Annotated in this window: 9 protein-coding genes; all 9 read left to right on the forward strand. The window is 67.5% G+C overall.

Annotated features, from left to right (window positions below; all coding sequences use genetic code 11):
* Window positions 1-8: 8 nt before the first annotated feature.
* Window positions 9-977 (forward strand): ABC transporter substrate-binding protein, encoded by a 969-nt coding sequence (locus CKW37_RS01410; RefSeq protein ID WP_095153646.1) that lies wholly within the window; start codon window positions 9-11, stop codon window positions 975-977.
* Window positions 978-1,154: 177 nt separating this feature from the next.
* Window positions 1,155-3,593 carry a TonB-dependent siderophore receptor gene (locus tag CKW37_RS01415; RefSeq protein ID WP_095153647.1) on the forward strand — a complete coding sequence of 813 codons (2,439 nt, stop codon included), beginning with the start codon at window positions 1,155-1,157 and terminating at the stop codon, window positions 3,591-3,593.
* A gap of 52 nt (window positions 3,594-3,645) precedes the next feature.
* The gene (locus CKW37_RS01420) at window positions 3,646-4,965 is read left to right on the forward strand and encodes an LLM class flavin-dependent oxidoreductase (RefSeq protein ID WP_095153648.1); all 1,320 of its coding nucleotides are present in this window, start codon (window positions 3,646-3,648) and stop codon (window positions 4,963-4,965) included.
* A 9-nt stretch (window positions 4,966-4,974) separates the two neighbouring features.
* Complete coding sequence (locus CKW37_RS01425; protein ID WP_095153649.1) at window positions 4,975-6,576, forward strand: ABC transporter substrate-binding protein; 1,602 nt, start codon at window positions 4,975-4,977, stop codon at window positions 6,574-6,576.
* Between the two features lie 3 nt (window positions 6,577-6,579).
* Window positions 6,580-7,539, forward strand: coding sequence for an ABC transporter permease (locus CKW37_RS01430; RefSeq protein ID WP_095153650.1), 960 nt, complete (start codon window positions 6,580-6,582; stop codon window positions 7,537-7,539).
* On the forward strand, window positions 7,536-8,378 hold the full coding sequence (locus CKW37_RS01435) for an ABC transporter permease (RefSeq protein WP_095153651.1): 843 nt from the start codon (window positions 7,536-7,538) through the stop codon (window positions 8,376-8,378). The genes CKW37_RS01430 and CKW37_RS01435 overlap by 4 nt, the downstream gene beginning before the upstream one ends.
* Complete coding sequence (locus CKW37_RS01440) at window positions 8,375-9,988, forward strand: ABC transporter ATP-binding protein (RefSeq protein WP_095153652.1); 1,614 nt, start codon at window positions 8,375-8,377, stop codon at window positions 9,986-9,988. The genes CKW37_RS01435 and CKW37_RS01440 overlap by 4 nt, the downstream gene beginning before the upstream one ends.
* A gap of 503 nt (window positions 9,989-10,491) precedes the next feature.
* Window positions 10,492-11,880, forward strand: coding sequence for an MFS transporter (locus CKW37_RS01445; RefSeq protein ID WP_095153653.1), 1,389 nt, complete (start codon window positions 10,492-10,494; stop codon window positions 11,878-11,880).
* A gap of 54 nt (window positions 11,881-11,934) precedes the next feature.
* Window positions 11,935-12,684 (forward strand): SDR family oxidoreductase, encoded by a 750-nt coding sequence (locus tag CKW37_RS01450; protein WP_095153654.1) that lies wholly within the window; start codon window positions 11,935-11,937, stop codon window positions 12,682-12,684.
* The last annotated feature ends 2 nt before the right edge of the window (window positions 12,685-12,686 follow it).

A 12,686-nucleotide genomic window follows, 5' to 3' on the forward strand; every position in this document is an offset into this window, starting at 1 on the left:
AGCCCGTCATGGCAATCAGCATCAGCCGCCGCGCGTTCCTCCAGCACAGTGCCGTCGCCGGCCTGGCCGCCGGGCTCGCGCCTGTTCTGGCCAATGCCAGCGAAGCGCTGCGGGTCTGGCGCTACAAAGGCCAGGCCGCGAGTTTTCTCGCCGACGCCGGCCAGGCCGCGACGCCCTACCCGCTGGAATGGATCGACGTGCCCGGCGGCAGCATGGTGCTGGAAGCCTTTGCCAGCGGCAGCCTGGACTACGCCTTCATGAGCCCGGTGCTGCCGCTGTTTGCCAGCGCGGCCGGCAATCCGTTGGTGTTGATCGCCAGTTACCAGGGCGAGCAGAACCGCAGCAGCCTGATCGTCAAGCGTGACAGCGGCATCGCCTCGATTGCCGACCTGAAGGGCAAGCGCGTGAGTTTCGTCCGCGCCACCGACACCCATTACCTGATCCTCAACCTGCTACGCGACAACCACCTGACCCTCGCCGATATCCAGGCCCGGCCCATGCCGGCGCGGGATGCGCTGGTGGCGTTCCAGAACGGCCATGTCGACGCCATCGTCGCCGGCGGTATCGGCGCGCTGCAGGCGCAGACCGGCATGGACGGCGTGCTCCTCGCCCAGGCCAGCCAATACCACTGCGGCAACTACCTGATCGCCACCACCGAGCGGGTCTTGCAACAACCGGGCAAGCAGGCCGCCATCAGCGATTTCCTGCGCCGGGAACAAGCCACCTGGGACTGGGTCGAGCACAACCCCCAGGCCTGGGCCGAACGCAACGAAAAACTCACCGGGATTTCCCGCGAGCTGTACCTGCAACAGTTCAACCAGCGCCAGCGCCCCAGCCGGCTGCTGCCGGTGAGCGAGGCCGACATCCTCGCCCAGCAGCGCATCGCCGACCTGTTCCACGACAGCGGGCTGATTCGTCAGGCGCTGGACGTCCGCGGTTTCTGGGACGAGCGCTTCAACCTTCTGCTCAGCGGCTAGGGACCTGCCGGAGCACAACGCACCGGCGCGCGCCGGACGACCAACAGGCACGCCAGCCACGCAAGCAACGGACCTTGCGCGAGCCCGGCCGCGCCCGTGATGCGTGAAAACCCCTATGAGAGCCCGTTCGATCGCACATCCAGGGCCTGATCTGCCAATCGAACCCAAGGAACAATCATGAAGTCTGTGTTCACCCATTTGTCCATGGCGCCGGCGTTGCTCGCCGGCTACCTGCTCACCCCGCTGGCGGTCGCCGCCGACAAAGACACCGCCCTCGACACGGTGATCGTCACCGGCTCGCGGGGCAGCGAAGTGCGCACCGTCACCAGCAGCCCGGCACCGATCGACGTGATCGACAGCACGCAACTGGAAAAGACCGGCGAGTCCAGCCTGCGCGGCGCCCTGCAGAAAACCCTGCCGTCGTTCTCGCAGCGCCCCTCCGGCACCTCCAACGACAGCATCGCCCGGCCTTATAGCTTGCGCGGCCTGAACGGTTCCAACGTGCTGGTGCTGGTCAACGGCAAGCGCCGCCACAACAGCGCGGTGATCAACCTCGACTCCACCGCCGCCTACGGCACCAACCCGGTGGACCTGGACCTGATCCCGATCAGCGCCATCGATCACGTCGAAGTGCTGCGCGACGGCGCCTCGGCGCAGTACGGCTCCGACGCCATCGCCGGGGTGATCAACATCATCCTCAAGCAGAAGGACAACGGCGGCTCGGTCACCACCCAATATGGCGAGTACTACGAGAACGGCGACGGCGGCAACCTGCGCCAGGCCCTCAACCAGGGCCTGGCCCTGGGCAGCGACGGCGGCTTCTTCAACTACGCGCTGGACGCCAAGTCAGTGCAGACCGCGACCCGCTCCCGCGAAGCCACCGGCAACCTGTACTTCGCCGGCGACCCACGCAACGCCACCGCCGACCGCGAAGTGCAGAAGAACGGCCTGCCGAAGATCAAGGCGATCAACCTGTCGTACAACGCCGAACTGCCGGTCAGCGACGACCTGACCCTGTACTCGTTCTCGACCTTCAGCAAGCGTGATGCCCGCGGCGGCCAGAATTACCGCCGGCCCAACTCCACCAACATCATTCCCGAGATCTACCCGGACGGCACCGCGCCCTTCTACACCCTGGAGGAAACCGACTACCAGGCCGCCGCCGGCGGCAAGGGCGAGATCGCCGACTGGCACTGGGACCTGAGCTCCACCTTCGGCCGCGACAAGGGCCAGGCCGGCGCCGACGAAACCCTCAACGCCTCCCTCGGCCCGTCAAGCCCGACCCGCTTCGACACCTACACCAACTACTTCGACCAGTGGACCAACAACCTCGACCTGACCCGCGCCTTCGACGTCGGCCTGAGCAAGCCACTGCAAGTGTCCTGGGGCCTGGAACACCGGCATGAGCGCTACAAGACCGAGTCCGACGACCCGCTCTCGTACATCAATGGCGGCTACATCTACCCCAGCGGTCCGCTGGCCGGGCAGCCCGGCTCGGTGGGCGCCCAGGGCGCGATCACCCTCACCCCCGAAGATGCCGGCCAGCTCAGCCGCAACAGCTACGCCAGCTATGTCGACTTCGGCGTGAACCCCACCGAGAAACTCTGGCTGGGCGTCGCCGCGCGCTTCGAGAAATACGACGACAGCAGCGGCAACACCCGCAGCGGCAAGTTCTCCGCGCGCTATGACTTCACCCCGACCTTCGCCCTGCGCGGCACCATCAGCAACGGCTTCCGCGCACCGTCGTTGTCGCAGTCGGTGTACGCCCAGACCGCCAACCAGTACACCACCGTCAACGGCATCGCGCAGTTCGTCGAAGCCAAGACCGTGCGGGTCGACTCACCGCTGGCCAAGGCCCTCGGCGCCGAAGACCTGAGCCCGGAGAAATCGCGCAACTTCAGCCTCGGCCTGACCTGGCAACCGCTGCCCCAGGCCAGCGTGACCCTCGACGCCTACCAGATCGAGATCCGCGACCGCATCGCCCTCACCGGCTTCCTCTACGGCAACGGCGTCGACCAGCAACTGATCGCCAACGGCTTCAAACCTGGCTACCGCATCAAGTACTTCACCAACGCCGCCGACACCACCACCCGCGGCATCGATCTGGTGGCCGACTACCGCGTCGATTACGGCCAGTTCGGCAAGGTCAAGTACGGGGTCGGGCTCAACTACAACAAGACCGAGATCGACGACATCAAGGAAACCCCGGCGTCGCTCAGGGCCGCGGGCAACAACCTGGAACTGTTCGACCGCGTCGCCCAGGGCTACCTCACCGTGGCCAACCCCAAGACCAAGGTGATCCTCAGCGCCAACTGGCAGATCGACCGCTTCACCGTCAACGCGGGCCTGACCCGCTACGACAAGGTCGTCGCCCTCGACGCCAACCCGACCTACGACGTGACCTACGGCGCCAAGTGGCTGACCGACCTGGAAGTGGCCTACGCCCTGACCGACAACTTCGATATCGCCGTGGGCGCCAACAACCTGTTCGACGTGCGCGCCGACAACAACGGTTTCCCGGCCGGCGACGTCAATGGTTTCGCGAAATTCGGCTCGATCTCGCCGTTCGATCCCTACGGCGGCTTCTGGTACACGCGCATCGCCTACAACTTCTGAGCCCACGCAAGCGGCGCTCGCGCAGTGGCGCGGGCGCCCGGAGGAACACCCCATGAGTCACGCACCCTTCGTCCTCGGCGCCTTTATCCCCGGCACCCTCAGCGGCAGCGCCTGGCGCCTGCCGGAAGCGCCGCTGGACACGTTCAAGAGCCTGGAGCATTACCAGTACATCGCCCGCAAGCTGGAAGCCGGGCGCTTTCACTCGCTGTTTTTCAACGACACCCTCGACGTCAAACTCGACCTGGCCTTGCAGCGCGGCCCCAACAGCGTGCGCTGGGACCCGCTGATCCTGGCCCCGGCGCTGGCCGCAAGCACCCGCCATATCGGCCTGATCGCCACCGCCAGCACCACCTACAACGAGCCCTACAACGTGGCGCGCAAATACGCCGCGCTGGACCACCTCAGCGGCGGTCGCGCCGGCTGGAACCTGGTCACCTCGCTGGGCGGCGGCGAAAACTTCAACCGCCAGGACCACGTCGATCACGAAGACCGCTACGCCCGCGCCGAAGAGTTCTACGACGTGGTCAGCGGCCTGTGGGATAGCTGGGCCGACGACGCCTTCGTCCAGGACAAGGCCAGCGGCACCTGGCTGGACATCGACAAGCTGCATGTTCTCGACTATCAGGGCGAGCACTTCCAGGTGCGCGGCCCGCTCAACGTCTCGCGCTCGCCACAGGGTCATCCGGTGGTGGCCCAGGCCGGCGCCTCGACCTCCGGCAAGCGCCTCGCCGCGCGGGTCGGCGAACTGATCTTCACCGCCCAGCACACCATCGAGCAGGGCCAGGCCTTCTACCAGGAAACCAAGCTCGCCGCCGCCGGCTTCGGGCGCGGCGCCAACGAGCTGAAAATCCTCCCCGGCGTCTCGCCGGTGGTGGGCAAGACCCTCGCCGAAGCCCAGGCCAAATACGACCGCCAGCAAGAGCTGCTGGAGCCCAAGGCGTTTCTCAGCTCCATCTCGAAATTCGTCAGCCTCGGTTACGACCTCTCCGAACTGCCGTTCGACGAGGTGGTGCCGCTGCCGCCGGAATCCTTCACCACCAACACCCACCAGAGCCGGCAGAAACTGGTGTTCGACCTGATCCGCCGCGAACGGCCGACCGTGCGCCAACTGTTCAACCAGCTCACCTCCGGCGGGCATCGCATCCTGATCGGCACCCCGCAAAGCATCGCCGACGACCTTCAGGCCTGGTACGAAGCCGGCGCCGCCGATGGCTTCAACATCATGTTCAGCGGCCTGCACTCGGCGATCGACGACTTCGTCGACGGCGTGGTGCCGGAGCTGCAACGCCGTGGCCTGTTCCAGCGCGAATACGCCGGCACCACGCTGCGGGAAAACCTCGGTTTGCCGTATCGCACCAACCGGTTCTTTTAAGGAGCGCCCATGTCTCGACCCTTGGCTTCACTAAGCCTGGCAATCGCCCTGGCCCTCGCCGGCTGCGATAACCCATCCGGGCAGCAGGCCAACTCCGGCGCCCCCGCGCAGCCCAAGGTGGGCGGCGTGTTGCGGGTGGCCTTCGACGGCGATCCGAACTGCATCGACCCGCAACAGGCAGGCAACAACACCGCGCTCAATGTCGGCCGGCAACTGGTGGACTCGCTGACCGACCAGGACCCGCAAACCGCCGAGATCGTGCCGTGGCTGGCAGAGCGCTGGGAGGTCAGCGACGACTCGCGGCAGTTCACCTTCCACCTGCGCGAGGGCGCGACGTTCGCCGACGGCAGCGTGCTCGACGCGGCGGCGGTCAAGGCCAACGTCGAGGCCATCGTCGCCCTCGGCGCCCAGGCGCAACTGGCCGGGACTTACCTGGCCGGGCTGGACGCCGTCGAGGTGACCGGGCCGCTGAGCGTGCGGATCAGCTTCAAGCAGGCCAACGCGCAGTTCCTTCAGGCCAGCTCGACCATGAGCCTGGGGCTGCTGTCGCCCGCCACCCTCAAGCGCAGCGCCGAGGAACGTTGCCAGGGCGCGCTGGTCGGTTCCGGGCCGTTCACGGTGAAGAGCTTCGAGCACAACAAGCTGGTGCGCATCGAGGCCCGCGCCGACTACGCCTGGCCGTCGTCCCTGGCGCAACACAAGGGCCGCGCCTGGCTGGACGCCATCGAGTTCCACATCCTGCCGGAATCCGGCGTGCGCCTCGGCAGCCTGGTGTCCGCGCAGATCGACGTGAACACCAGCGTGCCGGTGCAGGACGAAGCGGTGCTGGACAGCCAGGGCATTCCCTCCATCGCCCGGCCCAACCCCGGCATCGTCTTCAGCCTGACGCCCAACGAATCCCGCCCGCCGCTGGATGACGTGAACGTGCGCCGGGCACTGAACCAAGCCATCGACCGCAGCCAGTTCAAGGGCGTGATTTCCCGCTACCAGAAACCGGCCAGTTCGGTGCTGGCCAGCAGCACGCCGTATTACCAGGACCTCAGCGCCCAGCTCGCCTACGACCCGCAAGGCGCCGGCAAACTGCTCGATGCCGCCGGCTGGAACAAGGGCGCCGATGGCTGGCGCCAGCGTGACGGCAAGCGCCTGAGCTTCGCCCTCGACTACTGGCAGGCGACCACCCCGGTGCTGGAACTGGTGCAGCAGCAACTGCGTCAGGCCGGCGTCGAGCTGCGCCTGAACAAGTCCACCATCGGCCAGGTCAGCCTGTTGCAGACCTCGCTCAACTACGAACTGTGGTTCTTCAACCTGACCCGCGCCGACCCGGACGTGCTGCGCACCGTGTTCCTCTCCAGCGGGCGCAACGTCAACGTCCGCGGCCCGGCCCCGCTGGACCAGACGCTGCTGGACTCGGCGGCCAGCCTCGATCCGCAGAAACGCGGCGCGCTGATCCAGCAGGCCAGCGCCGAGCTGCTCGACCAGGGCCATGTGATTCCGCTGGTGGAAGCGGCCACGGTGACCGCGTTCCGCGACATCGTTCACGGCCTGCATTACGAGGCCTCGACCCGCCTGCAGTTTTACGACACCTGGCTGGCACAACCGGGGAGCCACTGACCGATGACCTTCCAGACCAACCACCGCGCACTGCTCTGGCGCGTGGCCCAGGCGGCGCTGGTGCTGTGGGCGGCGTTCACCCTGTCGTTCGCCATCCTCTACGCACTGCCGGGTGATCCGGTGGCGATCCTGCTGGCCCAGAGCGGCGAGCCGGGCGCGGTGGACCCGGCCAAGGTCGCCGAGCTGCGCGCCCGCTATCACCTCGACGGGAGTCTCTGGCAGCAGTACGGCGGCGCGCTGTGGCGGTTGCTGCACCTGGACCTCGGCACCTCGCTGCAAACCGGCAAGCCGGTGGCCCAGGCCCTGGCCGCGGCATTGCCGGCAACGCTGGCGCTGGCCTTCGCCGCGCTATTGCTGGCGGTGCCGCTGGGCATCGGCCTGGCGCTGGCGGCGCATCAGGTGCGGCGGCAGCCATTGCAGAGCGCGCTGCACAATGCGCCGGCGGTGGTCGTCTCGCTGCCGACCTTCTGGGTCGGGCTGGTGCTGCTGCAACTGTTCTCCTTCAAGCTGCATTGGCTGCCGGCGATGGGCGACCACGGCCTCGCCAGTCTGGTGCTGCCGGCAGTGACCCTGGCCCTGCCCTGCGCGGCGATGATCGCCCAGGTGCTCGGCCGCTCGATCGCCAGCGTCAGCCAGCAGCCTTTCGTCCAGGCCCTGCGCAGCAAAGGCGTCGGTCCCTGGCGCCTGCTTTGCGGGCACATCCTGCACAACGCTTCGATTCCCCTGTTGAGCCTGGCCGGCACCTTGCTCGGCAACCTGCTGGCCGGCGCGGTGGTCACCGAAACCGTGTTCTCCCGCGACGGCGTCGGGCGCCTGGCCCAGGCCGCCGTCGCCAGCCAGGACATCGCCGTGGTCCAGGGCGTGGTGCTGCTGGCCGCGACCCTGTATGTGCTGACCAACCTGGCCACCGATCTGCTGTACCCGCTGCTCGACCCGCGCATCCGCCAAGGGAGCCGTTCATGATCCTGCAACCCGCCTACGCCGCCAGCCGCCCGCTGCGCTGGCCCGGACTGTCCGTGGCGCTGAGCCTGGCGCTGTTCGCGGTGGTCCTCGGCTGGGCCTTCTGGCCCGGCCTGTTTACCAGCGCCGACCCGCTGCTGGCCGACCCGACCCAGACCCTGCAAGCCCCTTCCGCCCGCCACTGGTTCGGCACCGACCACCTCGGCCGCGACCTCTACGCCCGCTCCGTGCATGGCGCGGCGCTGTCGTTGCAAGCCACCAGCATCGCCGTGCTGATCGCGTTGGTCGCCGGCAGCCTGCTGGGCGGTATCGCCGGCTGGTTCGGCGGCGTCGCCGACCGCGTGCTGGCGGTCATTGTCGAAGTGCTGATGGCGATCCCGGCGCTGCTGCTGGCGATGGCCATCGTCACCGCGCTGGGCTTCGGCACCCTGGAAATCGCCCTGGCGGTGGGTCTGTCGTCGGTGGCGATCTTCGCCCGCCTGGCCCGTGGCGAAGTGCTGCGCTGGCGCAGCCGGACCTTTGTCGAAGCGGCGCGGGTGGCCGGTGTCGGCTCCTGGACCAACCTCTGGCGGCATGTCCTGCCCCACGCCGCCGGACCGCTGCTGGCCTTGGCCGCGCTGGAATTCGCCAGCGCCGTACTGGCGGTGTCGGCGCTGAGCTTCCTCGGTTTCGGCGCGCCGCCGCCGCAACCGGAATGGGGCCTGCTGATCGCCGAAGGGCGCAACTACATGGTGGTGGCCTGGTGGTACACCACCCTGCCGGGGCTGGTGGTGGCCACCGTGGTCCTCGCCACTCAGCAACTGGCCCGCGGCCTGCAACGTCTTCAGGGAGAAGCCTCATGAGCACCCCACTGGTTCGCATCAGCCAGTTCGGCGTGGAATACCCCGGCAGCCAGCAGGCCGCCGTGGCAGGACTGGACCTGGAAATCGCCGCCGGCGAAATCGTCTGCCTGGTGGGGGAGTCTGGCTCGGGCAAATCCACCACTGCCGCCGCGCTGGCCGGCTTGCTGCCGCCCGGTGTGCAACAGACCGGCCAGTTATGGCTGCAAGGCCAGGCCCTCGACCAGCTCGACGAACACGACTGGCGCGAGCGGCGCGGCCGTCTGGTCGGCTTCGTCCCGCAAGACCCGGGCACCTCGCTGGACCCGGTCAAGACCATCGGCGCCCAGCTTGTCGAAGCCATGACCGTGCACGGCGTGGCCAAGACCGAAGCGCGCCTGCGCGGTGTGGCGCTGCTGCATCAGGTCGGCCTGAAAGATCCCGAGCAATTGCTCAAGCGCTACCCCCATGAATTATCTGGCGGCATGTGCCAGCGGGTGCTGATCGCCATCGCCCTGGCCAACGACCCGCCACTGCTGATCGCCGACGAACCCACCAGTGCCCTCGACGTCAGCGTGCAACGGCAGATTCTCGACCGCCTGCAACACCTGGTGCGCGAACGCGGCAGCAGCCTGCTGCTGATCACCCATGACCTGGCGGTGGCGCTCGACCGTGCCGACCGCATCCTGGTGATGCGCCATGGCCGCCTGCTGGAAAGCGGCACGCCGAGCCAGTTGTGGCATGCGCCGGAACACCCCTACACCCGCCAGTTGCTCCAGGCCTCGCCCCTGGCGCGACTGCAACAACGACGCTCGGCGCCCGCCGTGGCAGCGGGCGAGCCGCTGTTGCAGGTCAGCAGCCTGCAACGGCGCTTCAACCGCCACGGACCGGCGGCGGTGGAGGACGTCAGCTTCAGCCTGCAACGAGGCACCACCACCAGCCTGGTGGGTGAGTCCGGCTCGGGCAAATCCACCACGGCGCGGATCATCCTCGCCCTGGAACAGGCCAGCGCCGGCAGCGTGCGCTTCGACGGCGAGGAAATCCTCGGCGCCGGGCGCAGGCAACTGCACGGCTATCGGCGACGGGTGCAACTGGTCTACCAGAACCCGTGGGCCGCCCTCGACCCACGGCACGACCTGCTGGACATCATCAGCGAACCGTTGCGCGCCTTCGCCATCGGCCAGCGCCGCGATGACCGCGAGCGCGTGCTGGAACTGCTGGAGCGGGTCGGCCTGCCGGGTAACCTGCTGCACCGTCGTCCTGGCCAGCTTTCCGGTGGCCAGCGCCAGCGCGTCGCCATCGCCCGCGCCCTTGCCGCCGAGCCTGAATTGCTGGTGCTGGACGAGCCGCTGTCGGCGCTGGATGCGCCGGTCCAGGCGCAAGTGCTGGACCTGCTGCAACACCTGCAACGCGACCTCGGCCTGACCTACCTGTTCATCTCCCACGACCTCGCCACCGTGCGCGGCATCAGCGATCAGGTGCTGGTAATGAGCCAGGGCCGACTGGTGGATCACGGACCGACCGAGCAAGTGTTCGAAAGGCCGGCGAGCGATTACACGCGGCGGTTGCTGGAGGATATGCCGGGGCAGTTATTGCCGTTGCGGGGGCGGGAGTTGCAGGTGGCGGGGTTGTGAGGTTCGGGCTCTCCGTCAAAAGACCGAGTAATGGCTACCAGGCGCATGCCTGAAGTTTTTCAGCGCTCTCAAGATCGAGCGCCGCCCGCGCGGCGCATCGCGACGGTTCGGCGCCCCGACAAGCTCGCTCCTACATTGGTTGTAACGTGCCTATGTCTGCCAGGCCATGGTTGACTGCCTTGTTTGTACGACAGCCTCCCAGCGATTCATCGCCAAAAGGCAAAGGCGGGCAACACCTCTCTGACAGGCCATGGCACGTTGCAAAAAATGTAGGAGCGGATTCATCCGCGATGCGCCGCGCGGGCGGCGCTCGATCTTGAGAACGCTGAAAACCTGTCGGCTAGCACCTGGTCGCCATTACCCAATTCCCTGACTGGCACTTCATGGTCTCAAGACAGTCCCGAGATGCGTAGCTACCTAAGCTTAGGCCCGAAAAGTCTTTCACAACCCCGCCCCCCGCCGCCTATCGTCCCCACCTGCCCTTCGTCGCAAAGGATTGTCTGATGTCCTCCGCCGTACCCTCGCCCAATCCGTGGCTGGCCCTCACCGGGGTGGCCATTGCCAGTTTCCTCGGCTGCATCGACTTCACCATCGTCAACACCGCCCTGCCCGCCCTGAGCCAGGAACTGGGCATCGGCCTGCAACAATCCCAATGGCTGATCACCGCCTTCGTCATGGCCCTGTCCACGTTCATGGTCAGCGCCGGGCGGCTGGCCGATCTGTTCGGGCGCCGTCGCTTGATGCTCGCCGCGATGCTGCTGTTCGGCCTCGCCTCGCTGGCCGCCGGGCTCAGTCACAGCCTCGCGGCGCTGGTGTTCTGGCGCGTGGTGCAAGGGCTGTCTTGCGCGGTGCTGTACACCGCGTCCAGTGCGATTGTCAGCAACGCTTTCGATGAGGCGCGGCGTGGTCGTGCCATCGGTCTGCTGTTCAGCGCCAACGGCCTCGGTCTGGCGATCGGGCCGGTGGCCGGCGGTTTGCTGGTGGCGACGCTCGGCTGGCGTTGGGTGTTTTTGCTGAATGTGCCGCTGATCGCCATCGGCCTGCTGCTGTGCTGGCGCCATGTGCGCGAATCCGCCGCCGAGGGCGACGGCCAACGCCTCGACCTGCCCGGCCTGGCGTTGCTCAGCCTGAGCCTGCCGCTGTGGGTCTTGCTGCTGGTGCACGGCGGCAATTGGGGCTGGTCATCGCCGTCGGTGCTGGGGCTGTTCGGCCTGGCGCTGTTGCTCTCGGGGCTGCTGGTGTGGACCGAGCGGCGTGTGCCGGCGCCGCTGCTGCGTTTCGATTTCCTGGCCAGACCGGCCTTCACCGGTGCCTGCCTGGCAACAGGCGGGCTGGCCTTTTTCTACTGCCCGGCCTTCTTGCTGATGCCGTTGTACCTGGCGGATGTGCGCGGCCTCGATGCCGCCAGCGTCGGCCTGTTGCTGCTGCCCACCACCGCGGTACTGGCGCTGCTGTCGCCCTGGGCCGGACGCTGGGCGGATCGCCATGGCACGCGGCCGGTGTTGCTGGCCGGTTTTGTGTTGCTGGCGGCCTCGGCGCTGCTGCAAACGCGCTTCGCCAGCGACAGTGCCTGGCCGCTGGTGATCGCCGCCTTCGCCCTGATGGGCGCGGGCTGGGCGTGCATTCTCGGACCGTCCACCGTGGCGGCGATGGCCTCGGTGCCGGCGCAGGATGCCGGGGTGGCGATGGGCATGTCGTGGACGTTTCACAACCTCGCCGGCGCCTTGGGCCTGGCGATTACGGCGGCGTTGTTCCAGCACAGCGGCAGCGCTTTCGTTTCCGGCTACCAGGACACCATGGTGCTGCTGGCCGCAGCCAGCGGCCTGGTGTTGCTGGGGTTGGTCGTGCTGGTGAACCGGGCACGGCCGCTTGCCAGCGTTGATTCGGTTTAAGCGATCCGGGCCGCTGTAGCGGCCCTCAGACTCCCCTCGGCAAAGGCCATTTCAATGAGCAGACTCAAAGAAAAATACACCCTGATCACCGGCGGCACGGGCGGCATCGGCCTGGAAACCGCGCGGCAGTTTCTCGCCCAGGGCGCCAGGGTGGCGATCACCGGACGCAGTGCCGAGGCCCTGCGCCTGGCCGGCGACGCCCTCGGCGACGAGGTGTTGCTGATCGAAAGCGACGCCGGTGATATCGCCGGGCAACGCCGCGTCGCCGACACCCTCGCACAACACTGGCCGCGTCTGGACGTGCTGTTCATCAACGCCGGCGACGTTACTCACCGCCCGCTGCAAGATTGGGACGAAGCCACCTGGGACCGCCAGCAGGACACCAACCTCAAAGGCCCGTTCTTCCTGATCCAGGCCCTGCTGCCGCTGCTGCATGATCCGTCTTCGGTGATCCTCTGCGGCTCGGTCAGCGCCCGTATCGGCCTGGCGCAAAGCAGCGCCTACGCCGCCAGCAAGGCCGGGCTGTTGTCGCTGGCACGAACCCTGTCGGGCGAATTGATCGGCCGCGGCATCCGGGTCAACGGCCTGAGTCCTGGCCCTACCGACACCGCCGCCCTCGGCAAGCTTGGCCTGCCGCCGGAAGAAGAACAGGCCCTGCGCGACAGCATCCGCCAACTGGTGCCGCTCGGGCGACTGGGCAAGCCATGGGAGCTGGCCCAGGCGGCGGTGTTCCTGGCGTCGGATGAGTCGTCGTTCGTGGTCGGGACCGAGTTGTTGGTGGACGGCGGCGTCGGCAATATCTAACC

The organism is Pseudomonas sp. Irchel 3E13 (assembly GCF_900187455.1).
Classification (GTDB): domain Bacteria; phylum Pseudomonadota; class Gammaproteobacteria; order Pseudomonadales; family Pseudomonadaceae; genus Aquipseudomonas.